21 protein-coding genes and 1 pseudogene are annotated in these 25,054 nt (G+C 59.9%); 3 read left to right on the top strand and 19 right to left on the bottom strand.

The window, feature by feature from the left end; all coding sequences use genetic code 11:
- Positions 1-7: 7 nt before the first annotated feature.
- The 3 genes from purL to QE453_RS17800 all read right to left on the bottom strand — a co-directional run bounded on the left by purL (position 8) and on the right by QE453_RS17800 (position 4,473).
- Positions 8-2,242 carry a phosphoribosylformylglycinamidine synthase subunit PurL gene (purL, locus tag QE453_RS17810; protein ID WP_112554593.1) on the bottom strand — a complete coding sequence of 745 codons (2,235 nt, stop codon included), beginning with the start codon at positions 2,240-2,242 and terminating at the stop codon, positions 8-10.
- Between the two features lie 114 nt (positions 2,243-2,356).
- On the bottom strand, positions 2,357-2,947 hold the full coding sequence (locus QE453_RS17805; protein ID WP_309777605.1) for an acyloxyacyl hydrolase: 591 nt from the start codon (positions 2,945-2,947) through the stop codon (positions 2,357-2,359).
- Between the two features lie 107 nt (positions 2,948-3,054).
- A complete protein-coding gene (locus tag QE453_RS17800; RefSeq protein ID WP_037092461.1) occupies positions 3,055-4,473 on the bottom strand; it encodes a PLP-dependent aminotransferase family protein in 1,419 nt (472 codons plus the stop codon).
- Positions 4,474-4,566: 93 nt separating this feature from the next.
- On the opposite strand from QE453_RS17800, the gene QE453_RS17795 reads away from it, so the two are divergent.
- A complete protein-coding gene (locus QE453_RS17795) occupies positions 4,567-4,872 on the top strand; it encodes a DUF1127 domain-containing protein (RefSeq protein WP_004442436.1) in 306 nt (101 codons plus the stop codon).
- Positions 4,873-5,144: 272 nt separating this feature from the next.
- Here the strand turns inward: QE453_RS17795 and QE453_RS17790 are convergent.
- The 14 genes and pseudogenes from QE453_RS17790 to bcp form a co-directional block, all read right to left on the bottom strand.
- A pseudogene (locus QE453_RS17790) lies at positions 5,145-5,596 on the bottom strand (hypothetical protein).
- A 32-nt stretch (positions 5,597-5,628) separates the two neighbouring features.
- Positions 5,629-6,300 (bottom strand): phosphoribosylformylglycinamidine synthase subunit PurQ, encoded by a 672-nt coding sequence (purQ, locus tag QE453_RS17785; RefSeq protein ID WP_309777604.1) that lies wholly within the window; start codon positions 6,298-6,300, stop codon positions 5,629-5,631.
- 19 nt (positions 6,301-6,319) lie between these two features.
- Complete coding sequence (purS, locus tag QE453_RS17780) at positions 6,320-6,562, bottom strand: phosphoribosylformylglycinamidine synthase subunit PurS (RefSeq protein WP_003507918.1); 243 nt, start codon at positions 6,560-6,562, stop codon at positions 6,320-6,322.
- A 54-nt stretch (positions 6,563-6,616) separates the two neighbouring features.
- Entirely contained in the window at positions 6,617-7,381 is a 765-nt protein-coding gene (gene purC / locus QE453_RS17775; protein ID WP_004442430.1) for a phosphoribosylaminoimidazolesuccinocarboxamide synthase, read from the bottom strand.
- 205 nt (positions 7,382-7,586) lie between these two features.
- A complete protein-coding gene (locus QE453_RS17770; RefSeq protein ID WP_004442428.1) occupies positions 7,587-8,150 on the bottom strand; it encodes an alpha/beta hydrolase in 564 nt (187 codons plus the stop codon).
- Positions 8,151-8,230: 80 nt separating this feature from the next.
- Positions 8,231-9,538, bottom strand: coding sequence for an adenylosuccinate lyase (purB, locus tag QE453_RS17765; RefSeq protein ID WP_004442427.1), 1,308 nt, complete (start codon positions 9,536-9,538; stop codon positions 8,231-8,233).
- Between the two features lie 81 nt (positions 9,539-9,619).
- Positions 9,620-10,126: a hypothetical protein gene (locus QE453_RS17760; protein WP_309777603.1), complete on the bottom strand. Its 507-nt coding sequence runs from the start codon at positions 10,124-10,126 to the stop codon at positions 9,620-9,622.
- Positions 10,127-10,186: 60 nt separating this feature from the next.
- The gene (gene rpe, locus QE453_RS17755; RefSeq protein WP_004442425.1) at positions 10,187-10,864 is read right to left on the bottom strand and encodes a ribulose-phosphate 3-epimerase; all 678 of its coding nucleotides are present in this window, start codon (positions 10,862-10,864) and stop codon (positions 10,187-10,189) included.
- Between the two features lie 132 nt (positions 10,865-10,996).
- A complete protein-coding gene (locus QE453_RS17750; protein WP_244404883.1) occupies positions 10,997-12,076 on the bottom strand; it encodes an ABC transporter substrate-binding protein in 1,080 nt (359 codons plus the stop codon).
- 885 nt (positions 12,077-12,961) lie between these two features.
- On the bottom strand, positions 12,962-13,387 hold the full coding sequence (locus QE453_RS17745) for an NUDIX domain-containing protein (RefSeq protein ID WP_077986215.1): 426 nt from the start codon (positions 13,385-13,387) through the stop codon (positions 12,962-12,964).
- An 8-nt stretch (positions 13,388-13,395) separates the two neighbouring features.
- Entirely contained in the window at positions 13,396-14,892 is a 1,497-nt protein-coding gene (locus tag QE453_RS17740) for a DEAD/DEAH box helicase (RefSeq protein WP_004442417.1), read from the bottom strand.
- A 219-nt stretch (positions 14,893-15,111) separates the two neighbouring features.
- The gene (locus tag QE453_RS17735; RefSeq protein WP_184285699.1) at positions 15,112-16,410 is read right to left on the bottom strand and encodes a M23 family metallopeptidase; all 1,299 of its coding nucleotides are present in this window, start codon (positions 16,408-16,410) and stop codon (positions 15,112-15,114) included.
- A gap of 92 nt (positions 16,411-16,502) precedes the next feature.
- Entirely contained in the window at positions 16,503-17,324 is an 822-nt protein-coding gene (locus tag QE453_RS17730; protein WP_081093403.1) for a ferritin-like domain-containing protein, read from the bottom strand.
- Between the two features lie 17 nt (positions 17,325-17,341).
- Positions 17,342-17,809, bottom strand: coding sequence for a thioredoxin-dependent thiol peroxidase (gene bcp / locus QE453_RS17725; RefSeq protein WP_022556473.1), 468 nt, complete (start codon positions 17,807-17,809; stop codon positions 17,342-17,344).
- Between the two features lie 235 nt (positions 17,810-18,044).
- On the opposite strand from bcp, the gene QE453_RS17720 reads away from it, so the two are divergent.
- Positions 18,045-21,428 carry a DUF3971 domain-containing protein gene (locus QE453_RS17720; RefSeq protein ID WP_037092473.1) on the top strand — a complete coding sequence of 1,128 codons (3,384 nt, stop codon included), beginning with the start codon at positions 18,045-18,047 and terminating at the stop codon, positions 21,426-21,428.
- 43 nt (positions 21,429-21,471) lie between these two features.
- Here the strand turns inward: QE453_RS17720 and tyrS are convergent, their stop codons facing one another.
- Positions 21,472-22,725: a tyrosine--tRNA ligase gene (tyrS, locus tag QE453_RS17715; protein ID WP_309777601.1), complete on the bottom strand. Its 1,254-nt coding sequence runs from the start codon at positions 22,723-22,725 to the stop codon at positions 21,472-21,474.
- A 149-nt stretch (positions 22,726-22,874) separates the two neighbouring features.
- Here tyrS and QE453_RS17710 point away from each other — a divergent pair, with 149 nt between their 5' ends.
- Positions 22,875-23,999 (top strand): anhydro-N-acetylmuramic acid kinase, encoded by a 1,125-nt coding sequence (locus QE453_RS17710; protein ID WP_309777600.1) that lies wholly within the window; start codon positions 22,875-22,877, stop codon positions 23,997-23,999.
- 248 nt (positions 24,000-24,247) lie between these two features.
- On the opposite strand, the gene QE453_RS17705 is transcribed toward QE453_RS17710, so the two are convergent.
- Positions 24,248-24,925, bottom strand: a complete 678-nt coding sequence (locus QE453_RS17705; protein WP_003522662.1) for an alpha/beta hydrolase — start codon at positions 24,923-24,925, stop codon at positions 24,248-24,250.
- Positions 24,926-25,054: the final 129 nt, after the last annotated feature.

Below are 25,054 nucleotides of genomic sequence, written 5' to 3'. Positions count from 1 at the left end.
CCTTAATTCATTCTGCGGCGACTAGAGTTTCGCCGTCCATGAACTGAGGGAACCACGATTCATAGGCCGAGTGCAATTCTTTAATCTCGACGGCGCGCGCCGTGCCCAGCTTTACGGTGGAACCACCGGTGACGCCGATGTTGGCGCAGGAAACGCCGGCTGCCTTGGCAGCCGCCAGCACCTTGTCGAGATCACTCTTCTTCACGGTCAGGACGTAACGACCCTGATCTTCGCCATAGAAGGTGAGGACCGGGTTGTGGCCTTCGACCGCATCGATCGTCGCGCCGATTCCGGAGGAAATCGCCATTTCGGCAACCGCGAGCGCCAGACCTCCTGAGGAGCAATCGTGAACGGCGGTGGCGAGGCCATCCGTGATGATGCCACGCACGAAATCGCCGTTCTTCTTTTCGGCGGCGAGATCGACATGCGGGGCAGGGCCGTCGATACGGCCATGGATATCACGCATGTACACCGACTGCGCGATGTGGGTGCCGAGGCCGGCAGGTGCGCCGACAAGCAGCACCGCTTCGTCAGCGGCGGCGAAGCGAATGCGCGCCATGCGGCCCCAATCCTTCAGCAGGCCGACGCCGCCGATGGTTGGGGTGGGCAGGATTGCCTGGCCATTGGTCTCGTTGTAGAGCGAGACGTTGCCGGAAACGATCGGGAATTCCAGCACGCGGCAGGCTTCGCCGATGCCCTTGATGGCATGAACCAGCTGGCTCATGATTTCAGGCTTTTCCGGGTTGCCGAAATTCAGGTTGTCGGTGGCCGCGAGCGGCAGGGCGCCGGTTGCGGTAATGTTGCGCCAGCATTCGGCCACGGCCTGCTTGCCGCCTTCGAAGGGGTCGGCCTCGACGTAACGCGGGGTGACGTCGGAGGAGAAGGCGAGCGCCTTTTTGTCGTGGCCTTCAACGCGAACGACGCCGGCGTCGCCGCCCGGCAGCTGCAGGGAATTGCCCTGGATCAGCGTGTCATACTGCTCGTAGACCCAGCGGCGCGAGGAATTGTTGGCCGAACCGACGAGCGATACCAGCGCATCGGCGATATCGGCAGCGGGGACGTCGTTTTCCGCAAGCGGGGCGGGCACCTTCGCGGCCGTCCACGGGCGGTCATATTCCGGAGCCTGATCGCCCAGTTCCTTGATCGGCAGGTTGGCGACTTCCTCGCCGTTGTGAATGACGCGGAAGCGCAGGTCGTCGGTGGTCTTGCCGACGATCGCGAAGTCCAAGCCCCATTTCACGAAAATCGCCTTGGCGACTTCTTCCTTGGAGGGCTCGAGAACCATGAGCATGCGCTCCTGGCTTTCGGACAGCATCATTTCGTAAGCCGTCATGCGCTCTTCGCGCACCGGCACGGCATTGAGGTCAAGCTCGATGCCGAGGTCGCCCTTGGCGCCCATTTCCACGGCCGAGCAGGTAAGGCCGGCGGCGCCCATGTCCTGAATGGCGATGACCGCGCCGGTTTTCATCAGTTCGAGGCAGGCTTCCAGCAGGCACTTTTCGGTGAAGGGGTCGCCGACCTGAACGGTCGGGCGCTTTTCTTCGATGGATTCGTCAAATTCGGCCGAGGCCATGGTCGCGCCGCCAACGCCGTCGCGGCCGGTCTTTGCGCCGAGATAAACCACCGGCAGGCCAACGCCCTTGGCTTCCGAAAGGAAGATCGCGTCGGACTTGGCAAGACCGGCGGCAAAGGCGTTAACGAGGATGTTGCCGTTATAACGCGGATCGAATTCCACTTCGCCGCCAACCGTCGGCACGCCAAAGGAGTTGCCGTAGCCGCCAACACCGGCAACGACGCCAGCCACCAGGTGGCGGGTCTTCGGGTGGTCGGGAGCGCCGAAACGCAGGGCGTTCATGGCGGCAATCGGGCGGGCGCCCATGGTGAAGACGTCACGCAGGATACCGCCGACGCCGGTCGCCGCACCCTGATAGGGCTCGATATAGGACGGGTGGTTGTGGCTCTCCATCTTGAAGACGACGCAATCGCCATCGTCGATATCCACAACGCCGGCATTTTCACCGGGGCCCTGGATGACGCGTGGTCCCTTGGTGGGCAGGGTCTTCAGCCACTTCTTGGACGACTTGTAGGAGCAGTGCTCGTTCCACATGGCCGAGAAGATGCCGAGCTCGGTAAAGCTGGGCTCCCGTCCGATCAGGTCGAGGATACGCTGGTATTCGTCGGGCTTCAGCCCGTGGGATGCAACGAGTTCCGGGGTGATCTTGATGGAGTTTGGAATCGACATAGGTCTCACGCGGTTCGAGCCGAGGGAAGTTTCCGGTTCTTTAGCGCAAGAGACTCAAAGGTGCGACAGGAAAATGCGCGGTTTTACCCGCAAAACGCTGCTTTCTTGGCTTCTTCAGAACCTGTAGCCGACCATGAAGCCGACGCGGGTCAGTCCGTCATTGGGCCCATCGCACAGATTGGCATGTGATGCATGCTCGATCTGGGTCGAAATATTCCAGTTATTATCGAAACGATAGCCGATCGCCGCATATTCGTGGAAAAGCACCCGGCAGCCGAATTCCGCACCGGTTTCGCCGGCACTGTTTCTCAGCTTGCCATCGTGCCAGAGGCCGCCAAAACCGAAATCGAGAAAGATCTTCGGGTTGAGATCGAAGGTCCAGTTGACGCCGCCGTAAATGGTATTCGCCGAGCCCTCAGTGCCGATCTCGCCACCGATATGCAGCCGTGGGCGGGAGAGTTTTTGGCCGAGCGTTACCGCAGATGCACTGGCGAAGGGATCAAAATAGGCGGTGAAGGCCGGAAAGACGCCATCCTCACCGCCATTGTCGTGATTGGAGATTGAGGTGGTTGCGCCGAAGCGCAATTCGTCGAAGACGGTGCCTTCTGCAGCAGTGGCGGGCATGGTGCCGATCAAGACACATGCCGCAAGAAGGATCGCCAGCGCGAAACACGCCCTCACACCTGTGGAACCGAATGCTGCCATCGAATCATTCCCCACCTCGAATTGCGGGAAGGATGGCAGGTTTGTCGGTTTGGTAAATGATAAGTTACTGAATTAGGCCGGGTGTTGCAGGAAAGACTCTCCGCCCCCTAGGCAACGCTTTCGTAACCGGCCGAGCCGTTGTCGAGCAGGTGGCGCAGGATGCCGAGGGCATGGGTCAACTCTTGCTGGTTCGATGGACCAGAAAGGCTGACACGCACCCGATGGAAAACCTTGTCGGTGCGGCCGGCCTTGAACTCATCCTCGTCATCTATCAGCACGCCTTCTTTCATCGCCGCGTTTCGGAACGTGCCGGAAAGCCAGGGTTCGGGCAGTCTCAGCCACAGGAAGGCGATATCGGGCAGCGAATTGAAATCCAGCCCGGCAAAGGCCCGCCGGGCAATCGCCTCGCGCTGATTGATCTCGGCGATACAATCCTTGCGAATGTCGTCGGCGTCACCGCTGTTGACGAGGCGGGCATTCACTTCGGCCAGCATGAAGGGCAGACCGCCTGTCAGCATCGAGTGGGAAATGCGGATGCGCGACGAATATTGCGCCGGGCAGGCGACCCAGCCGCCACGAACGCCAGCGGCAACGGATTTCGACAGGCCGCCGACGACGAAGGTAATGTCGGGCGCAAATTCTGCGATCAGCGGGATCGCCTCACGCGTCATCGCGCCATAAAGATTGTCCTCTACGACCCAGACACCATACCGGCGGGCAATATCGGCTATCGCACGGCGACGCTCTTCTGGCAGCGTGGCGCAGGTCGGGTTCTGGCCGGCGGACATCAGGAAGATCATCTTGGGATGCTGCTGGGCGCAGACGCGCTCAAAATCGTCAGGGACAATGCCCTTTTCATCCGCTTCAACCAGCGTCACCCGCCGTCCGGCAAGTGTGGCGCTGCGGCTGATATGGGAATAGGTCACGGGTTCGAAGACGATACGGTCTCCCGGGGCGGTCATGGCCGTCACCACACTCATCACCGCCGCATGGGCGCCAAGCGTCGAGACGATGTTTTCCGGTTTTGGCGACCAGCCGTTCTGGGAAAGCCAGCGAGCGCCCGCCATGCACCAGTTGTCAGGAAAGGAACGGGCGTAATTGGTGACGTCGTAAGCATGTTCGCGGGCGACAGCCTCGATATGTCTGGCGATCAGCACGCTCTGGCCGACATCGGGTGCCGCCGTGGTGTTGAGCCGGAATTCGGCGCTGCTATCGACAGCGTGGCGTGTGCTGCCGAACGCTGCCGCCGCCGTCTCCATGGGCGCTGAGGGGGCCGGGGTCTTGCGCTCATTGACATAGGTGCCGCGGCCGACCTCACCGCTGACCAGGCCGCGCTCGTGGATAAGCGCGTAGGCCCGGCTGATTGTACCTATTGTCACGCCGAGGTCATAAGCGAGGTTGCGCTGTGGCGGCAATTTCGAGCCCGCCTGCAGGGTGCCATCGGAAATTGCACCCTCGATACTGTCGGCGAGGCGCAGATATATCGGGCCATCGCCCACAGTGAGATCAGGAAGCCAATTTGTCATGGTGACAATTTATGCATTGTATCTCTTCGCAAGTCAATTGTATTTATTGTCTGCATTCAATGAAGACAAACGCACGGAGACAATAGGTGCAATATGCGCAAGATGGATCAATACCTTTCGACAGCGGATACGCTCTATCCTGATGGCTACGAACGGGAACGCGTGTTCCGCGATGCCGGCGACATGGTCGCACCGGCGCCTTTTCCGGCCAAGATCGCCAGCACGCCAATTGGTCGCCTGATTGCGGGCATGTTCAACTGGCACCGGAAGCGGCAGGGACGGCTCGCTTTGCGGGAACTGTCTGATGATCTTCTGGAAGATATCGGCGTAACGCGCGATGAAGCCCTGAAGGAAGCGGCGAAATCCCAGCTTTTTTCATGGCCGACACGGCCGCTTTAATTTTTTGCCGGAGAGCGGCGCCTTCTTTCCCCGGCGCCATCAAGCCGTGCGGCAGCCCGCCACGCCATTCCCAACCGGCGTTGGCGGGTTTTTTTATTTACGTCCCTTAGAGCAGCTTCGGCAAATTGATAAATGGTACGTGGCGAGAGCTTTTTGTGCCGGCGTCTGCCTTTTGCCGAGCGTTCCCCTTTCCTCATTCCTGTGACAAGCACAGGAATGAGCGACGCGGATACGTCTCGCCCGATATGCAGGGCTAGAATACTACGATGAGATCAGCAGCCTTTGCCGCCATTCGCCCAGCGCTTGACGTCGGCTGCGATGCGGCTGGAAATGGCCTCGTTCATCACCGGGCCAAAAGCGTCGAGCTTTGCCGGGTTGCCTTCGGCCCTGAACGACCAGCATGGGCCGCGATTCCGGACTGTTGCGCGGCACGAGCAGGATGCGCGGACGGCCTGAGAAGGAATTGAGTTCAGGGGCCAGACGATAGGCCTTGAAAGCCGCATCCCCCGATTTGAACCAGCAGGCATTCGCGCCAAGCGCTATTCGTTCCATTGTGGGGAGAGCGGCGCGGGAGACCGAGGCTGTCGGCTGTGGTTTCGGCTGACAAGCAGCCAGGGTCGCCGCAGCTAGAAACAATCCGGTCGCCTTGAGGGTATTCGATCGACGGGCAAAAGACATCAGGTCATCCAGAAGAGAGGGCCAAAACGACGCCGTCAGCCGGCATCAAAAAAGGCGGGCTCAAAACCCGCCCGTCTGTCAGGCTGCGATGACGCCAAGCGCCGAAGCGAAGAGGCCGCGGCCGTCATTGCCGCCATGGGCGGCTTCGATCAGGTTTTCCGGATGCGGCATCATGCCGAGAACGTTGCCCTTGGCATTGATGACGCCGGCAATGTCGTTCAGCGAGCCGTTCGGGTTGGTGCCTTCGGCATAACGGAACACGACCTGGCCGTTGCCCTCGACCGATTTCAACTCATCCGCATCGAGGAAGTAGTTGCCATCGTGATGGGCGACGGGGCAACGCAGGATCTGGCCCTTGTCGTAAGCACGGGTGAAATCGGTGTCGTTATTGGCGACTTCGAGCTTCACTTCGCGGCAGACGAATTTCAGCGAGGCGTTGCGCATCAGGGCGCCCGGCAGCATGCCGGCTTCGACCAGAATCTGGAAGCCGTTGCAGACGCCGAGAACCTTCACGCCCTTTTCCGCCTTCTCGCGGATGGCCTGCATGACAGGCATGCGGGCGGCAATGGCGCCGCAGCGCAGATAGTCGCCATAAGAGAAGCCGCCGGGAATGACGATCAGATCGACATCGGGAATAGCCGTCTCCGTCTGCCAGATGGTGACAGGCGCCTGACCGGAAATTTTCGTCAGAGCCGCGATCATGTCGCGGTCGCGGTTGAGGCCGGGAAGTTGGACGACAGCGGATTTCATGGACGGCGGCTCCTGGAGTTTAGAGAATGGCGATGGCGTAGTTTTCGATGACCGTGTTGGCCAAGAGCTTTTCGCACATTGCCTTCAGGTCGGTTTCGGCCTTCGCCTTGTCGGCGCCTTCCAGTTCCAGATCGAAAACCTTGCCCTGACGGACATGGCCGACGCCACCAAAACCGAGGCTGCCAAGCGCGCCTTCGATTGCCTTGCCCTGCGGATCGAGAACGCCGTTCTTCAGCGTAACAGTCACCCGTGCCTTGATCACCTGATCTTCTCCTGATTTTACCCTACGAGGCCAATATTATTTCACGAGCCGATATTACTTTACCAGAACAGGACCGGTGCCGCGGATCGGTTCGTTTTCATTGATGATGCCGAGACGGCGCGCCACTTCGGAATAAGCTTCCAGAAGACCGCCCAGATCGCGTCGGAAGAGGTCCTTGTCCATCTTCTTCTGGGTCTCGATGTCCCAGAGACGGCAGCTATCGGGCGAGATCTCGTCGGCGAGGATGATGCGCATCATATCGCCTTCGAAGAGGCGGCCACATTCGATCTTGAAATCGACGAGCTGAATGCCGACGCCGAGGAACAGGCCGGAGAGGAAGTCGTTGACGCGGATGGCGAGCGCCATGATGTCGTCAAGCTCGGCGGGGTTGGCCCAGCCGAAAGCCGTGATGTGCTCTTCGGAGACCATCGGGTCTTCGAGCTCATCCGACTTGTAATAAAACTCGATGATCGAGCGTGGCAGCACCACGCCTTCCTCGATGCCGAGACGCTTGGAAAGCGAGCCGGCGGCGACATTGCGCACGACGACCTCGAGCGGGATCATCTCCACTTCCTTGATCAGCTGCTCGCGCATGTTGAGGCGGCGGATGAAGTGGGTGGGAATGCCGATCTTGTTCAGATGCGTGAAGACGTATTCGCAGATACGGTTGTTCAGCACGCCCTTGCCGTCGATGACTTCATGCTTCTTCTTGTTGAAGGCGGTCGCATCGTCCTTGAAGAACTGGATAAGCGTGCCTGGCTCCGGACCCTCGTAAAGGATCTTGGCCTTGCCTTCGTAAATACGGCGGCGACGGTTCATAATTGCAGGTCTCTTGGTTGACGCCGATTCTGGTGGCGTTGCGTTTGGTCTTTGAAGCGGTCCCATAAAGGAAAAGAGTGCATTCTACAATGCGGCTGGCATATTTCCCTTCAATTCTTGTGACAGGGCCGCCGAACTGTTTCATCCGCAAAACCGGGCCGCGGCAGGGGCGGGGGGCGATGCGGATTTCAGTTGGCGGCTCTCGTCATGGCTCGACGCCTTTGAGGCGGCTTAAGAATTGCGCGAAGACCATGCCGCCCTCCGGCCACGGGCCGTGCCCGGACTCGGCATTGATGTGGCCGGACATGCCGGCATCGATCAAAAGCGAACCCCAGGCAGCAGCGATGTCGTCGGCGTGTTCATAGGAGCCGAAGGGATCGTTGCGGCTGGCGATGGTGATCGCCGGAAAGGGCAGCGGATCGCGCGGGTAAGGCCCGAAGGTCATGAGATGCTTCGGCCTGATTTCGGGATTGGCGACATCAGGCGGCGCAACGAGAAGCGCGCCGGATACCTTCTTGCCGATTTCAGGCAATGCGTGGATCACCGTTGGAACGCCAAGCGAATGGGCAACGAGGACGACGGGCCTGGTGGAGGCGTTGACCTCCTCTACCAGCCTGGCGACCCAATCTTCCTTCACCGGTTTCGACCATTCCGCCTGCTCGACACGGCGGGCGGTGGAGAGCTTGCGCTCCCAGCGGCTCTGCCAGTGGTCCGGGCCGGAATTGGTATAACCGGGGACGATCAGGATATCTGCTTCTGAAACTTTCATGCGCCATATCTGTGTTGTGATGCCGCCGCGATCAAGGTCGCGGCGGCATTAACGTCAAGCTCTCGGGTTCAGCTCAAGTCTCAGGCGTTGCCGAAGACGCGGGCGAAGATCGTATCGACATGCTTGGTGTGGTAACCGAGGTCGAATTTTTCGCGGATGACCTCTTCGGGGAGCGCAGCGCGCACTTCCTCGTCGCCCAGCAGTTCCTCAAGGAAGTCCGCACCCTGTTCCCAGACCTTCATGGCATTGCGCTGGACCAGACGATAGGCGTCTTCGCGCGATACGCCAGCCTGCGTCAGCGCCAGGAGAACGCGCTGCGAATGCACGAGACCACGGAACTTGTTCATGTTCTTCAGCATGTTGTCCGGGTAGATCACCAGCTTTTCGATGACGCCTGCCAGACGGTTCAATGCGAAGTCCAGAGTGACTGTCGTGTCGGGGCCGATGGCGCGCTCCACGGAGGAGTGGCTGATGTCGCGCTCGTGCCAGAGGGCAACGTTTTCCATGGCCGGGACGACCGACATGCGCACCAGACGGGCGAGGCCGGTGAGGTTTTCAGTGAGAACCGGGTTACGCTTGTGCGGCATGGCCGACGAGCCCTTCTGGCCGGGAGAGAAGAACTCTTCCGCTTCCAGAACTTCGGTGCGCTGCATGTGGCGGATTTCGATGGCGACGTTTTCAATCGACGAGGCGATGACGCCAAGGGTGGCGAAGAACATGGCGTGACGGTCACGCGGGATGACCTGCGTGGAAACCGGCTCGGGGATGAGTCCGAGCTTTTCGCAGACATGTTCCTCGACGCGGGGGTCGATATTGGCGAAGGTGCCGACAGCGCCGGAGATTGCGCCGGTGGCGATTTCCGCACGGGCATTCACAAGGCGCTCACGGTTGCGGTGCATCTCGGCGTAGAAGCGGGCGAAGGTGAGGCCCATCGTCGTCGGTTCGGCATGGATGCCGTGGCTACGGCCGATGCGCACCGTGTTCTTGTGTTCGAAGGCCCGGGTCTTGAGAGCCGCGAGCACCCGGTCCATGTCGGCGAGCAGCAGATCGGCGGCGCGCACGAGCTGGATGTTGAGCGTGGTATCGAGCACGTCCGACGAGGTCATGCCCTGATGCACGAAGCGGCTGTCGGGACCGACGAATTCTGCGAGATGGGTGAGGAAGGCGATGACATCATGCTTGGTGACGGCCTCGATCTCATCAATGCGGGCGACGTCGAAGGTGGCGCTGCCGCCCTTTTCCCAGATGGTCTGGGCTGCTGACTTCGGGATGACGCCGAGCTCGGCCAGCGCGTCACAGGCATGCGCCTCGATCTCGAACCAGATGCGGAATTTTGTTTCCGGCGACCAGATGGCGACCATTTCCGGCCGGGAGTAACGAGGGATCATGGCAATGACTTTCTTAGTAGAGGAAATTTGCTGCCCGTTTAGCAAAGTGTTCCGCTAATCTCAATCTATCAAGCTGCATGCCTACGCCGCTTGCGGTGCACACCGGCAGAGCATTGCCCCTGCGGGCACGAGCGGAAGTGCGGCGAAGGGAAAATAAAGACCAAGCCCCAGAACGACGAACTGGTAGATTGCACCGAGCGACGTGAAAAGCTGCTGAAAAAACCAGATGCGGGAAAAGGTTGGCGCATGCCATTGCGCATAAAAGATGCGGTACTCGAACGCGAACAATGCTGCCGCCACGGCGAGCGTGAAGAAAGCGATTGCGAGACATGCTGTCGCAAGACGCAATTGTTGGGATTTTAAGGCAGGGAGAACGCGCAATGCTGCCAGCGCCAGCAGCCAGCCGAAAAATCCGCCCGTGAAGAAAAGCGTGATGATATCGGCGACGTGATCGGTTTCCAGCCTGTTACGGGCATAGAGGCCGATGGCGGCTGACGCCGCTGAACAAACGCTCCAGCCAAGCGCGCCAAGCAGAATGAACAATGCTGGAAGAGCCCTGTCGCGGAAATTCCGCCTGCCGCTTTCCATGACATTCCCCCCGACGCCTCGTTGTGCCGCATCCGGCTTTCCGCATTCGGCGGTGACGGATTACGCCCGTCCGGCTTCCGCGGCCGTGCGCAGGAGGGCGATCGTCTTGCGATAATCCTCCACGCCATCGCCTTTGAAGACTGCGGAGCCCGCTACCAGTGCATTGGCGCCGGCGGCGATGATATCGCCTGCGGTCTGCGCCGTCACGCCGCCATCCACTTCCAGTTCGATCGGCCGCTGACCGATCATCGCCTTGGCTGCGCGGATCTTGTCGAGCATGGCGGGAATGAATTTCTGGCCGCCGAAGCCGGGATTGACGCTCATGATCAGCACGAGGTCGACATCATCGAGCACGTTTTCGATAACGGAAAGCGGCGTTGCCGGGTTTAGCGTGACGCCAGCCTTCAGGCCCAGTCCGCGAATGGTCTGAAGAGAGCGGTGCAGGTGGGGCCCGGCCTCCGCATGCACCGTGATGCTGTCACAGCCGGCCTTGGCAAAGGCTTCGAGATAGGGATCGACGGGGGCGATCATCAAGTGGCAATCGAAGAAGGCATTGCTGTGCGGCCGAAGCGCCTTGATGACATCAGGCCCGAAGGAAATGTTCGGCACGAAATGCCCGTCCATGACATCGAGATGAATCCAGTCCGCGCCGGCCTCGGTGACATCGGCGACTTCCTGTCCGAGCTTGGCGAAATTGGAAGCCAGGATCGACGGTGCTATCCGGATGGGCAGGGACATAGGCAAACTCCTCTCGACGCGTTGCGTAAGTTTGCCTTTAACACCATGCATCGGGGTTTGAAACGGTCAGCAGTGAGGTTGCTGATGGTTTTCCGCTGCCGCTCCGCGAATTTGTCCCGGTGCTGGCTTCAGCTACTGCTTTTCGGCTTTGTCCGCCGGTTCGAAGCGCTGGCCGTTCCAGCGCTGCAGGCGGTAGGGATTGTCCGAAAGCTCATGCGACGGGTTGAATGCGAGATCGCCAATCACGGTTTTGAAGGCCGTGCCGGACGCCAGTATCTCCGGCGCCGGTTTCGACTGCGCCTGGGCCGCTTCCGCCAGCGCTGCCGTCAGTTCGGTGGCGGCATAGGCTGGAAGGACGTAACCTTCGGGTTCGATGCCTGCGGCGCGCAGTTCGCCGGCCGCCCCCTGCGCCGAAGGCAGTGTGTCATAGGCCGGGCGCGTGATGGCCATCACGTTCGCAGCCAGCGCGAGGGGGGTGTTGGCGGCGTTCAGCGTATCGCCGCCCAGAATGGTGAGCAGAAAATTCTCTGAAGCGGCGTCCCGTGCTACGACGGCGATATCGTTTCGTTCCGCGCCGATGAAGACATGGGTAATGCCGGTGCGCGCCAGCCGGCGCACAAGCGCCACCTGCTGTTCCTGATTGGGTCGCATCGTATCGGCAAAGGTGGGCTTCAGCCCGTTTTCCTCCAGCGTAGAGCGGATACGGTCCACCAATTCGCGGCTGTAGATCGTGCCGTCATCCACGAGCCCGATTGGATGGCCTTTCCAGTCGCGAAGAATTACTTCCGCAGCCCTTGCCGATTCGGCCCGATCCGATGGGGCGAGGCGAAAAAGCGGCCAGCCATATTTCAGCGCGTCCTCCATCAGGATGGGTGCGCGGCTGGAAAGCGTGATGGCCGGAATGGCCGCGGCCTTGAGCGGCGGCAGAACGTCCTGAAGCGTTTCCGTGCACAGGAAGCCGATCGCGGCGCTGACTTTCGCCGCCACGAGGCCATCGGCAATGGCGCCGCCGCTGCCGTCTTCGCAGCTCTCGTGAATCTCCACGACATCCAGGCCGAGTTTTGCGGCTGCCGCCTTGGCGCCCTGCCGGACCTGTTGCCCGAGAAGCTCGTAGGGGCCGCTCTGCGGGGCAACGATCCCGATCGATGCCGCGCTTGCTGAACCCGCAAAGGCAAAACCGGCGATGATCGTTAGCAGGCGAAGTGAAAGCATGACGTGATCGAAATCCTGTTGTCCCGATCTGATGTTTATCGGCACCAATCGGTTTTCCAAAGGAAAAATCGCCGGTCGTCCATCATAATCGCACGCCGGCGCCTGGACTGCGGCAGCTTGGCTTCGATGTCGGGCGATCCGAATGCCGAGATGGACGCGGCATCTTGTGGTTGTTGCCGTCGGCCGATAATGGTGCCTCGCGGCCATACCGCAGCGCTGCTCTTTTTCGCCCCGCTATCTTCTTTCTGTACCGCTTTACTGAAGAAGTATTTCATAAGTCCGCCACGTGCCGTTTTACTTCATAAAACTATTACAAGTGGCGCGTATAAGCACACTCCAGCGAAGGCCTTGTTGCTGATTATGCCTTTTGCAGTGCACGTTATAAATCTGCACATTTTATTTTCATATCTGTAATTTATTGATATCTAAGTTTAATATAGAAACCTTCTAATTCCCCACCTCTTTTTCGCCATGTTTTTTTCGCATTTGCGAGAAGATTTGCTTGACGGAAAGTAAATGATTAGCTTAGATGGAATTGTTTCAGGGGACGACTGAAATTGGCTGTAAAAAGCCTCGGAAAGTGTTCCGATTATAAGCACTGCCAGACTATATTCGCTTCTATATTCTATTTTTTTTATTACGTATAAACCGCTTCAGGAAACTGGGGCGGTTTTTTACATAGCTCTAATTTAAGCAATTTAAAATTGAATTTGGAGAACTTTACGCAAAGCCGTTCTCTCGCGATAAGCGTTCCAGAAATGAAATGGCGTGGATTAAGCGTGCAGTTGTCCGAAATTCTGGCTTCGACCCAATCTGATCCGCCGTTTTCGATTTTGAAAATTCCGCATCCGACGTCATTATTCGACGCCCGGGGCTGCCCCAGCATTATTTCAGGGCGGCCAGAGCGTCCTTTGCAAAGGCGGAGATCGGCTCAGGAAGTTTGTCGAGATCGAACCAGTCGATGGCGGAGAGCTTATCCGGCTCCGTAAGCGAAGGCTGACCCGTTGTGTCGCGGGTGACGAAGATCAGGGAGACCCAGTGATGGCGGTCCACTGCGTCGATAAATTCGCTATGGCAGAGAAATTCGACGTGGCCGATCGTCAGCCCGGTCTCTTCTTCGGCTTCGCGCCGCGCCGCGGCTAGCGACATTTCGAGATGATCGACTTTGCCGCCAGGGATGCTCCAATACCCGGCTTCCGGCGCTTTCATGCGCCGGCATAAAAGGAGGCGGCCTTCACGCAAAATGACAAGGCCCACGCCGACGCCCGGAAAATCGAGGCCCGGCTTGATGGTCGACGTCATCGTGTCCATTGCTGTGGTCAGGCCTTGGCGTTGGCCACGATCAGCATGAAGGCGGGAATGTCATCGCCGAAGCCAACCGGTGTGGGGCCATCGTCATGGTCGCGATAGTGGCGGCGACGGTCGCGGTTGTCGTCATTGGCGTGCAGCGGATTGCGACTGTTGCGGTCGGAATTGCGCGGGGCCTTTTCCTGCTTGCGTTCTGCTTTCACCTTGTCGTCTCCATGAGCCGCGATATCTGCGTCCGCAGCGGATTGTGCGCCCTGATTGATGTTTTCGACCGGTGCGGCGTCCCGGCGGTTACGGTCGCGGCCTCTGCCGCCCCGTTCCTTGCCCCGACGGCCGGAATTGCTTTCGAAGCTTTCCATCGGCGCGGGGAGGGTGGAGAGATCACCGTTCAGCCACTCGATCTTCTCGCCGATCAGCTTTTCGATGGCGTCGAGATATTTGGTGTCGCTTTTGGTGACGATGGTGAAAGCCTTGCCCGAGCGGCCGGCACGGCCGGTGCGGCCGATGCGGTGAACATAGTCTTCCGAATGAATGGGAATATCGAAGTTGAAGACGTGGCTGACATCGGGGATATCAAGCCCGCGTGCGGCGACGTCCGAGGCGACGAGCAGCTTCAGATTGCCGTCCTTGAAGTTCTGCAGCATCGTCGTGCGCGAACGCTGGTCCATGTCGCCATGCAGCGCGCCGACGGAAAAGCCGTGGCGGTCGAGCGAACGGAAAAGATCGGCCACATCCTTCTTGCGGTTGCAGAAGATGATGGCGTTCTTGAGTTCAGCCTCTTCGGCACGGACGAGATCGCGCAGGACGGCGCGCTTTTCGTAGTCCTTGTTATGGGCGGCGACGATGCGCTGGGCAACGGTCTTTGCAGTAGAGGAGGGCTTGGCGACCTCGACACGGACGGGGTTCTGCAGGAAGCGATCAGCCAGTTTCTGTATTTCCGGCGGCATGGTGGCCGAGAAGAACAGCGTCTGGCGGGTGAAGGGGATCATCTTGGCGATGCGCTCGATGTCAGGAATGAAGCCCATGTCGAGCATACGGTCGGCTTCGTCGATGACAAGGATTTCCACGCCGGTCATCAGCAGCTTGCCGCGTTCGCAATGGTCAAGAAGGCGGCCAGGGGTGCAGATCAGCACATCGGCGCCACGTTCCAGCTTGCGGTCCTGGTCTTCGAAGGAAACACCGCCGATCAGGAGGGCGACGTTCAGCTTGTGATTCTTGCCGTATTTCTCGAAGTTCTCCGCCACCTGTGCCGCAAGCTCGCGCGTCGGCTCGAGGATCAGCGTGCGCGGCATTCTGGCGCGTGCGCGGCCCTTCTCAAGCAGGGTCAGCATCGGCAGAACGAATGACGCGGTTTTGCCCGTGCCGGTCTGTGCGATACCGCAGATATCACGCTTTTCCAGCGCCGGCGGAATGGCGCCAGCCTGAATGGGTGTCGGCGTCGTGTAGCCGGCATCTGCAATAGCGGAAAGAACTTTTTGGCTCAGGCCAAGATCAGAGAATGTTGTCAAAGGAAGAACTTTTTCCGTTCTGGTTCGGTAAGAACACCTGCGTGCCGCGACGGCACTTGCAAAGACTTGGCGCGGGGATAGGCCCAAATTGCCGGAAAGTCAAGGAAACAACGGGAAAAGCGCGTTAAACGTGCCGCTTGCGGCTGGGCTTTTAAGCCTCAGGCGTGGTTTTTCGGGATTTATCGTTAAAAGAGCAAAAAAAGCGTTAAAACCGGGACGCTATTTCAAATAGGTTTTAAGCTCTGCCCCGGCGATCAGAAACCGCATCGGATCCACGGGCGTATCGTTGCGGCGCACTTCATAATGCACGTGCGGACCGGTGGAACGGCCGGTGCTGCCGGCGCGGCCGATTACGTCGCCGGCTTCGACCCGGTCGCCGGCCTTGACCAGAATGGCGGAGAGATGGCCGAATCGGGTCGACACGCCCTGGCCGTGATCGATCTCGACCATATTGCCGTAACCGCCGGAATTTTCCGCCACCGTCACCTTTCCCGCGCCGGTGGATTTGACGTCTGCGCCGGTCTCGGCACGAAAATCGATGCCGGTATGTAGCGCCGGGCGGCCGAGAAACGGATCCATCCGATTGCCGAATCGACTGGTGATCGCCCTGCCGGGTGCCGGGTTGCCGAAGGGCAGGGTCGTCGCCGTTTCCCTGACGACGTCCAGCCGGTTGAGAGCGGTGTCGAGATTGGTCAGCGACAGGCTGAAGGGATCGGTTTCGCCGCGCTCTGGCTCCGCATAGGGTCCGCCAATGTCTGCGGTGCCGCTCTCATCGATCTTGAGCCCGGCCTGGCGGATAATGTCCTGCATCGCACTCGCCTTGTCTTCGGCGTCGCTCGTCAGTTGCGCTATCCGCGATATCTGCTGGCGCTCGATGTCCTTCAGCGACAGAGTTACCTTTGAAAATACGCGATCGGCGCGGTCCGAGGGCGTCTCGCCGCCTTCCGGCTGGTAAGCAGCACGTCTGTCGTTCGCGGTGGGTTGTTCCGGCTGTGGTGCGCGCGGTGTCATCAGCTTTTCGATCGCCGAGAGACCGCCCGACAGATCGGCGCGTTTTTCCGGCGCCATCGCGTTTGAAAGGGACGACGGTGCTGTCGGCGACGTCGCGACGCCGGAGTTTTCCGCGCGTTCCAGCAGTTCGCTCATGCGGCCGTGCCGCGAGGTCAGCGCCGCCTGCTGTTGCAGAAGCTTTTCCACTTTCTTTTCAACGACCTGCTGATCCAGCAACTGCCTGGAGGTGACGCGGTCCACCTGGGCTCTCAGGGCTGCGATGCGGTCTTCGTAATCGTTCTGAATGCGGGTCTGGCGCGCCATTGTCGCGCCGATCAGGTCGTCCCGCAGGATAAGGTAGCCGGTGGCGCCGAGATAACCGAGCGAAAAAAGGCCGATCGTGCAACCGGCAAGCGCCGCCATCCACGGCCGGATGGTCATGTGCCGCACCTTGTCGCCGCGCGCGAGAATGAGCACGTGCGGCTCACGCTTTTTGCCAAATACCCGGTTTTCCGCCGTATCAGTCACAATCTCTCTCCGGACTGGCCGATTTCTTGAAGGAAATCATAATTCGTTAAGGTTAACGAAGTTTTGCCGGAGTGGCGTTTCGGCAGCGTCGGCTACTGACTGACGGATGTGAGCGAGCGGTAAAAGGATGGCGTCAGGCCGGCCTCGGCGCGGGCAAGGTCATTAAAGGGCGGTTTCAAAGGGCCGCGGAAATTGGCGCGCACCAGTAGCCTGAAGGTCGCGGCCGGATCCTTCTTCTCACGGGCACAGAGGAACCGGAACCATTTTGCACCGATGGCGACGTGGCCCTTCTCGTCATTATAGATGACGTCCAGAACGGCAGCGCTTTCGAGATCGCCGGTTTCGCGCATCTTCGCCTGCAGGGAAGGGGTGACGTCCAGTCCGCGCGCTTCGAGGATGAGCGGCACGACGGCAAGCCGTGCGGTGAGATCGTTGCGGGTGGAATGCGCCGCCTGCCACAGCCCGTCATGGGCGGGCAGATCGCCATAGTCGGCACCGAGGCTTCTCAGCCGGTCGCGCACCAGCCGGAAATGTTTTGCCTCCTCGAAGGCGACCTGCATCCAGCCATCGAAAAAGGAATGCGGCACCGGCTCGCTGGCATAACGGGCGACAATGTCGAGCGCGAGATCGACGGCGTTGAGTTCGATATGGGCAATGGCGTGCAGCAGCGCGATACGCCCCTTGACGCTGTGAAGCGAGCGGCGTTCCACTGCGGTCGGCGGAACGAGTTCCGGCTTTTCCGGCCTGCCCGGGCGCTCTGGCAGGGGCGGGTCCAGCGGAGAGCGCAGCGACAGGCGGCGCTCGAACCACCGTGTCGCCGTCTCCTGTGCGAGCGCGGTCTTCCTGTCGAGATCGGCGCTTGCGATAGCATCCGTCGCACCACCGCGCAGCGACATGATTTTGAACGGGGGCATCACAACGGGTTGGCCCCTCAGAGTTTCTTCGCTGCGTCGAGAACGGCCTGGGCATGGCCGGCGACCTTCACCTTGTTCCAGATCTCCGCGATCTTGCCGTCCGGTCCAACGAGGAATGTAGTGCGTTCGACACCCATGTATTTTTTCCCATACATGCTTTTTTCCTTCCAGACGCCATAGGCTTCCAGAACCTTCCTCTCCTCGTCAGACGCGAGCATGACGGAAAGCGAATGTTTTGCCGCAAACTTGTCGTGGCTTTTGACGCTGTCGGGCGAGATGCCGATGACAACCGTGTTGGCCGCTTCGAATTCGCCGCCCAGCGCGCTGAAATCGATCGCTTCGGCGGTGCAGCCGGACGTGTCGTCCTTGGGGTAGAAATAAAGAACGACGGCCTTGCCTTGGAGTTTGGACAATGTCACCGTCCCTTCACCGTTGCGGGGCAAAGTGAAATCGGGAGCCGAGCCGCCAATCGTCAAGTCTGTCATAATCTACCTTTCTTTCGCCGGGATGTTGAGTGAAAGTTGCCACATTCGATATATAGCGAAACCGCGCGTCGTCCAGATCACGATTGGGATTTCAGATCGTTTCGACCTCAAATCCCAACCGTGATCCGGGTTAAGGAATTTGAGCGGGATTCCAGACGAGGACCGCTTACACTTTTCGCCATCCCGCTCCGGTGTTGCGGCGAAACAAAAGCTATTCAGGGGCAAATACGGGCGTATGGCTGAAGTCAGGGGTGAAAAGGTCAAGTTCGGCAGGCGCGATATCGTTGCGCTGCACGATCTGCCTTCGGCTCAGGCCGAGGATCCCATCATCGTTCATTGCCCGCCGCCGCGTTCCATGGCGCGTGCTTTCCTCAAGGTTTTCGCGGCTCTTTTCGTGCTCGCCTTCCTCTCCATCGGCGGCATCATTCTTTCCGTCGAGACCGGTTCGATTGACAATGCGCTGTCCAGCCAGGCGCAGCAGGCGCTGGAACGGGCGCTCGGACCGCATTACAGCGCGCGAATCGGATCATCGGCGATCAGGTTCTCCACCGGACTGCGCCTTGCGCTGGTGGCGGAGGATGTGGATATCGTCGAGAAGGAATCCGGCCAGCATCTGAGCAGGGCGCGGGCGATCGGCATGGCGCTCGATCCCCTCGCGCTTCTGGCGGGTCGCGTGTCGGTGGAGAGCCTAGAAGCCGACGGGATGGAGCTGGATACAGCGCTTTTGCCCAAGGGCAACGGGTTCGATCTTGCCAGCGTCAAGCTCGACGCCGTGCCGCTGCAATTGCAGGAAGCCTTCGGGCAGCTCGACAAGCTGGCACAGGCTTTCCTGAGCAGCGGAACCGAGGAAATCGATATTTCCAGCGTTTCCGTTCATCTGCCGCCGGGCGAACTGGGCAAGCCGCGCACCATCGAGGTGCGGGAACTGTCGCTGACGCCAGACCAGCAGGGCGGCTATTCGCTTGACGGGGAAACGCTGTTCAACGGTGAAATCGCCAGCGTGTCACTCAAGACCTCAGGTGCGGGCGGCGTGATCGACGGTTTCCAGGCCCGTATCGATGGCTTCGACATTGGCCCGTTTCTGGAAAAATACGATCCGGACGGAAACCTCCATGAGGGGCTGAATGTCAAGACGGGCATCAACATCGTTGCCCGCCGGGCCAAGGAGGGGCAGGAGCCGCGTCTCGACATCTCGCTCGGCCTCGGTAACGGCACGCTTCGGATCGGCGGCGAGGCCCAGCCCTTCACGGCCGGCACTGTGAACGCGCGCTACGATTTCGCAAAAAGCACGCTTGTCATCGACAACTCGCGGGTGGAACTGGGACGTACGATCATTCCGGTCGCCGGCGTAATCAGCGATACGGAGGAGGGTTTTGGTCTGTCCCTCCGCATCGACGATGCGGTTGCTTCGTCCGAAGCCTCGGGCGAGGCCCCGGTTCCTTTCAGCCTGAAGGCGGACGGTCACTTCACGGCTGCGACGAAGCAACTCGACGTTTCATCGCTTTATGTCACGAGCCCACTCGGAGACATGGCGGGATCGCTGAAAATGCGGTTCGGCGAAGGGTCGCCCGAAATCAGCTTCGGCGGACAGATACCGAAGATGGAGGCCACGGCAGTCAAGCAGCTCTGGCCTTTCTGGATGGCGCACAAGCCGCGCGACTGGGTGGTTTCCAATCTTTATGGCGGCACGGTCACCAATGGCTCCATCGCAATCTTCATCCCGCAGGGCCGGATGTGCGGTCCCGGTTGCCCGCTTGTGCTCGGCGAGAGCGAAATGCAGATTCGTTTCGACATTGACGATACGCGCCTCAACACCACCGGCGACATTCCGCCCCTGCGTGATGTCGATGCGCATTTCGATCTCGTAGGCGGGAAGATGGCCGTCGAAATCAAGCGGGCGACGTCCTATTTCCCGTCCAACCGTTCGCTGGCGCTTGAGAACAGCCGGTTCGTGATTTCCTCGGTTTATGACAAGCCTCTGCTTGGAAATCTCGAACTCAGCGTATCGGGCTCCGCAGACGCCGTAGCGGAGCTTGCGACACTGAAGCCGATCAACGCGCTCAAGGACACGCAGTTCAAGCCGGAGGATTTCGCCGGCGATGTGCAAGCCAATGCGAAACTGACCATCGGCCTGCTTTCCAGCCAGAACCCGCCTCCGCCGGTGTGGACGGCCGATCTCGATCTGAAAAACCTGTCGCTGACGAAACCCTTCGCCGGCCACAAGGTCACGGCGCTGGACGGCTTCATGACGTTGAACGACCGTCAGCTCCTGCTTCAGGGCAAAGGCCGCGTCGATGACGTGCCGATGGATATCGAGATGACGGAGCCCGTGCGCAAGAACAGCGGTGTGGCTCCCACCCTGTCCCTGAAGGCCACGTTGACCGAAACACAGGTCGCCAAACTCGCGCCGGAGCTGTCCTCGGTTCTCGGCGGCACAACCGTTTTGGAGATCGACGGTGCCGATGCCAAACGCCAGGACGTACGGCTCGATCTGACCAAGGCGTCGATCATTCTTCCGGGGCTTGGCTGGAGCAAGGGCATCGGCATTCCGGCAAAAGCCGCCTTTACCATGGAAGTGGCGGACGGTCGCACCGCAATCACGGATTTTTCCCTCGATGGTGATGGTTTCGGCGCCGCCGGCGACATTGCCTTCAACAAGAGCGGTCTGATCTCGGCCGATCTCAGCCGCGTGCAGCTTTCGCCCTCCGATAATTATGCCGTTTCGTTGGCTGCTTCGAAAAACGGCTATATTATCAATGCTTCCGGAAAATCCGCGGATCTAAGGCCTTTCCTGTCGAAGCTGCGCAGTCCCGCCGGCGGTGGCGATGGTACGTCTCGTTCGCAGCCATCTCTTTCCATCAAGGCGCAGTTTGACAAGGTCTACGGGTTCAACGATGAGATCCTTGCCAACGTCAATTCCGATGTCAGCGTGCGTGACGGCAAGGTGCGCTCGATCGATTTTCGCGGCGTGACCGGCAACGGACAGGCGGTGGTCGCGCAGACCACCAATCGCGGCGCGACGGGGACTGTGACATTGACCAGCAGCGATGCGGGTTCGCTCGCGCGGTTTGCCAATATCTACAGCCGCATTCGTGGCGGTCTTCTCAACCTCGCACTGACGACCGCCAATGGCAGCGACTGGAGCGGCTCGCTGGATCTGCGCAATTTCTCCGTGGTCAATGAGGCCAAGTTGCAGGACATCGTCGCAACGCCGACGGGCGAGGATGGCAGGAGCCTCAACAATGCGGTCCGCCGCAATATCGATGTCAGTTCGGAGAAATTCCAGCGGGGTTTTGCCCGCGTCGTTTATGTCAACGGTTCGATCGCGGTGGAAAACGGGGTTGTGCGCGGTGAACAGATCGGCGCAACGTTTCAGGGGCTGCTGAAGGATCAGAATGGCCGCATGGACATGACCGGCACCTTCATGCCCGCCTACGGGCTGAACCGGCTGTTCGGCGAGTTGCCCTTTATCGGCATCTTCCTCGGCAACGGCCGCGACCGCGGCCTGCTCGGCATTACCTTCAAGCTTTCCGGCCAGACGGACCAGCCGAAGCTGACGATCAACCCGCTGTCGCTGATTGCGCCCGGTGTTTTCAGGCAGATTTTCGAGTTCCAGTAAAAAGGGCCGCTTTCGCGGCCCTTGATGCGGGTTTGGCGCTGGTTTACGCCGGGCGAACCAGCACGTGCTTCTTCTTGCCTACCGACAGCTTGATGACGCCATCACTGGTCACTTCGCCGGTGCCGATCATGTGGCGCTCGTCGGAAACGCCCTGATCATTGATCTTCACCGCACCGCCCTGAACGTGGCGGCGGGCCTCGCCATTCGAACCGGCGAGACCTGCGCGGACGATGAGCGAGAGGACGCCGACGCCAGCTTCAAGTTCGGAGGCCGGAACCTCGATGGAAGGCAGGTTTTCGGCCAGCGCGCCTTCTTCGAAGGTCTTGCGCGCCGTTTCCGCGGCTTCTTCCGCAGCGGCACGGCCGTGCAGGATCGCGGTTACCTCGGTCGCCAGGATTTTCTTCGCCTCGTTGATTTCCGATCCACCGAGCGTAGCCAGACGCGCGATCTCTTCCATCGGCAGGGTCGTGAAGAGCTTGGCGAAGCGAACGACGTCGGCATCTTCGGTGTTGCGCCAGTATTGCCAGAAATCATAGACCGGCAGCAGGTCCTTGTTCAGCCACACGGCGCCCGAGGCCGACTTGCCCATCTTCGCACCCGAGGAGGTGGTAAGAAGCGGCGAGGTCAGCGCGTAAAGCTGCGGTGTCCCCATGCGGTGACCGAGGTCGATGCCGTTGATGATGTTGCCCCACTGGTCAGAGCCGCCCATCTGCAGGCGGCAGCCCGTGCGCTGGTTCAGTTCCACGAAATCGTAGGCCTGCAGGATCATGTAGTTGAATTCGAGGAAGGACAGCGACTGCTCGCGGTCGAGTCGTGTCTTCACGCTGTCGAAGGACAGCATGCGGTTGACCGAGAAGTGGCGGCCGACGTCACGCAGGAATTCGAGATAGTTCAATCCGCGCAGCCAGTCGGCATTGTTGATCATCAGCGCTGGGTTGCCGGGACGGTCGTAATCGAGGTAGTTGGCGAAGACGTGCTTGAGCGAGGTGATGTTGTCCTCGATCATGTCGATCGTCATCAGCTTGCGGGCTTCTTCCTTGAAGGAGGGGTCGCCTACCATGCCGGTGCCGCCACCCATCAGCGAGATCGGCTGGTGGCCGGTCTGCTGCAGCCAGTGCAGCATCATGATCTGGGTGAGGTGGCCGACATGCAAACTCGAGGCCGTCGGGTCATAGCCGATATAGGCGGTCACGGTTTCCTTGGCGAACAATTCGTCGAGACCTGCCTCATCGGAGATCTGGTGAATGAAGCCGCGCTCATCGAGCGTGCGGAGGAAATCGGACTTGAACCTGGACATAACCTTTTACTTTCTGGTTTGATCTTTACGGCCATCGAAAACCGGTGACCGTCGCGGCTTTATCATTGTTTTTTGAAATGTGCACCCGTTTCGGCCATGAATGTCGGGATTCAAGGTCAGCATGATTCGAGATTGCGGGAGAGCGGCAGGTGGGCGAGGTGAAAACGGCAATCGGACTGATGAGCGGCACGTCGATGGACGGCATCGATATCGCGCTTCTGCGTACCGATGGCGAGAGCGTGGTGCGGCATGGGCCGAGCGGCTATTTTCCCTATGATGCCGGCCTGCGGGCCATCTGGCAGAAGGCGCTGACGACAGCCAAATCCATCCGTGAACGGCGCGAACGCCCCGGAGATATTGATGAGGCAGAGCGCAAGCTGACGCTTGCCCATGCGGCGGCGGTGAAATCCTTTCTCCATCGTCACCGGCTTCTGCCCGGTGAAATCAATGTCATCGGTTTTCATGGCCAGACGGTGCTGCACCGGCCGGATGATGCGCTGACGGTGCAGATCGGTGACGGACCCTTGCTGGCTGAAGAAACCGGTATCGATGTTGTTTACGATATGCGCGCCAATGACATGGTGCATGGCGGGCAGGGCGCGCCGCTCATTCCGGCCTATCACATGGCGCTGTCCGCCAACCTACCTGACGGGTTTGAGACGCCTGCGGTCTTCGTCAATATCGGCGGTATCTCCAACCTCACCTTCATCGGTGAAGCTGGCCAGCTTGCCGCTTTCGATAGCGGCCCCGGCAATATGCTGATCGACCAGTGGATCGAGGCCCATACGGGCAAGGCCTTCGACAAGGGCGGCAGGACGGCGGCGGGCGGCAGCGTCGTCGCGTCGCTGGTGGCGCGTTATATGGAAAGCCCGTTCTTTTCCGGTAATATTCGCCGTTCGCTGGATCGTGGCGATTTTGCGCCCCCGGAAAAGGGTGAGGTCTCGCTGGCCGATGGTGCACGGACTTTGGCGCATCTGACGGGGGCCGCCATTCTGAAGTCGGCAAGCTATCTGCCGGAGGCGGCGAAGACCTATGTGGTCTGTGGTGGCGGTCGGCTCAATCCGGTGATCATGGCGGAGTTTGCAGACCTTGCCGCCAAGGTCGGTGCGCGGGTGATTGCGGCTGAAGAGGCGGGGTTCGATGGCGGCGCGATGGAGGCGGAGGCCTGGGCCTATCTGGCCGTTCGGTCGCTGAAGGGGCTGCCGCTGACCTATCCCGGTACGACGGGGGTGAAGGAGCCGGTGACGGGTGGGGTTTTGGTGCGATCTCCATGAAAATCATAATATACGATGGCGCGTGGAGCTTACCCCCCTCTGCCCTGCCGGGCATCTCCCCCACAAGGAGGGAGATCGGCAAGATGCCTGCTCCCCGTCCGATTAGCTAGGTCAGAGAGGGCCGAAAGGCCGCCACGATTCGATCTCCCCACCTGTGGGGGAGATGCCCGGCAGGGCAGAGGGGGGTAAGCCCAGCCCGCCGGTTATCACTATTCGAATTCAAGCCTGCCCGGATACCGGGCGACAAATCACCGAATACGCTTCGCCGCCGGTTCCGGCACAAGCTCGCCGTTCAGGCGACGGTCGAGATAGTCCTCGCATTCGCCCATCAGCTCATCCACCTTGCCGTTGAAGAAGTGGTTGGCGCCGGGGACGGTGCGGTGGGTGATGAGAATGCCCTTCTGCGTCTTCAGCTTTTCGACCAGGCCGTTGACATCCTTTTCGGGCGCGACCTTGTCGGAATCGCCGTTGATGATGAGGCCAGAAGACGGGCATGGCGCAAGGAAGGAGAAGTCGTAGGTGTTCGGCTGCGGGGCAATCGACATGAAACCTTCGATTTCCGGGCGGCGCATCAGAAGCTGCATGCCGATCCAGGCGCCGAAGGAGTAACCCGCCACCCAACAGCTCTTGGAATCCGGATGCAGGCTCTGCACCCAGTCGAGCGCCGAGGCGGCATCGGACAGCTCGCCCGCACCGTGGTCGAACTCGCCCTGGCTGCGGCCGATGGAGCGGAAGTTGAACCGGAGCGTCGTGAAACCGCGCTTCTGGAAAAGATAGAAGAGCTGATAGACGATCTGGTTGTTCATCGTGCCGCCAAACTGCGGGTGCGGATGAAGGATGATCGCGATCGGCGCGCTCTTTTCCTTGGAGGGTTGATAACGGCCTTCGAGGCGACCCGCAGGGCCGTTAAAGATGACTTCGGGCATTGGTACTCCGGTCGTGTTTTTTCATTCTCCAACCGCATTCTTCCGATGAGAAGACTTGACGAACTCTGTCATCTTTTCTAGAACGCAGTTTAGAATAATTCGAAACTTTGCGTGTGCTAAAGCACTCGG

The organism is Agrobacterium sp. SORGH_AS_0440 (assembly GCF_031453135.1).
In the GTDB taxonomy this organism is placed as follows: Bacteria; Pseudomonadota; Alphaproteobacteria; order Rhizobiales; family Rhizobiaceae; genus Agrobacterium; species Agrobacterium pusense.
This window is presented reverse-complemented; position numbering and strand designations above follow the sequence as displayed.

Excerpts from the sequence above, each read along its gene's own strand:
- purL (WP_112554593.1), bottom strand. The coding sequence starts at position 2,242 with ATGTCGATTCCAAACTCCATCAAGATCACCCCGGAACTCGTTGCATCC.
- QE453_RS17805 (WP_309777605.1), bottom strand. The coding sequence starts at position 2,947 with ATGGCAGCATTCGGTTCCACAGGTGTGAGGGCGTGTTTCGCGCTGGCG.
- QE453_RS17800 (WP_037092461.1), bottom strand. The coding sequence starts at position 4,473 with ATGACAAATTGGCTTCCTGATCTCACTGTGGGCGATGGCCCGATATAT.
- QE453_RS17795 (WP_004442436.1), top strand. The coding sequence starts at position 4,567 with ATGCGCAAGATGGATCAATACCTTTCGACAGCGGATACGCTCTATCCT.
- purQ (WP_309777604.1), bottom strand. The coding sequence starts at position 6,300 with ATGAAATCCGCTGTCGTCCAACTTCCCGGCCTCAACCGCGACCGCGAC.
- purC (WP_004442430.1), bottom strand. The coding sequence starts at position 7,381 with ATGAACCGTCGCCGCCGTATTTACGAAGGCAAGGCCAAGATCCTTTAC.
- QE453_RS17770 (WP_004442428.1), bottom strand. The coding sequence starts at position 8,150 with ATGAAAGTTTCAGAAGCAGATATCCTGATCGTCCCCGGTTATACCAAT.
- purB (WP_004442427.1), bottom strand. The coding sequence starts at position 9,538 with ATGATCCCTCGTTACTCCCGGCCGGAAATGGTCGCCATCTGGTCGCCG.
- QE453_RS17760 (WP_309777603.1), bottom strand. The coding sequence starts at position 10,126 with ATGGAAAGCGGCAGGCGGAATTTCCGCGACAGGGCTCTTCCAGCATTG.
- rpe (WP_004442425.1), bottom strand. The coding sequence starts at position 10,864 with ATGTCCCTGCCCATCCGGATAGCACCGTCGATCCTGGCTTCCAATTTC.
- QE453_RS17750 (WP_244404883.1), bottom strand. The coding sequence starts at position 12,076 with ATGCTTTCACTTCGCCTGCTAACGATCATCGCCGGTTTTGCCTTTGCG.
- QE453_RS17745 (WP_077986215.1), bottom strand. The coding sequence starts at position 13,387 with ATGGACACGATGACGTCGACCATCAAGCCGGGCCTCGATTTTCCGGGC.
- QE453_RS17730 (WP_081093403.1), bottom strand. The coding sequence starts at position 17,324 with ATGCCCCCGTTCAAAATCATGTCGCTGCGCGGTGGTGCGACGGATGCT.
- bcp (WP_022556473.1), bottom strand. The coding sequence starts at position 17,809 with ATGACAGACTTGACGATTGGCGGCTCGGCTCCCGATTTCACTTTGCCC.
- QE453_RS17720 (WP_037092473.1), top strand. The coding sequence starts at position 18,045 with ATGGCTGAAGTCAGGGGTGAAAAGGTCAAGTTCGGCAGGCGCGATATC.
- tyrS (WP_309777601.1), bottom strand. The coding sequence starts at position 22,725 with ATGTCCAGGTTCAAGTCCGATTTCCTCCGCACGCTCGATGAGCGCGGC.
- QE453_RS17705 (WP_003522662.1), bottom strand. The coding sequence starts at position 24,925 with ATGCCCGAAGTCATCTTTAACGGCCCTGCGGGTCGCCTCGAAGGCCGT.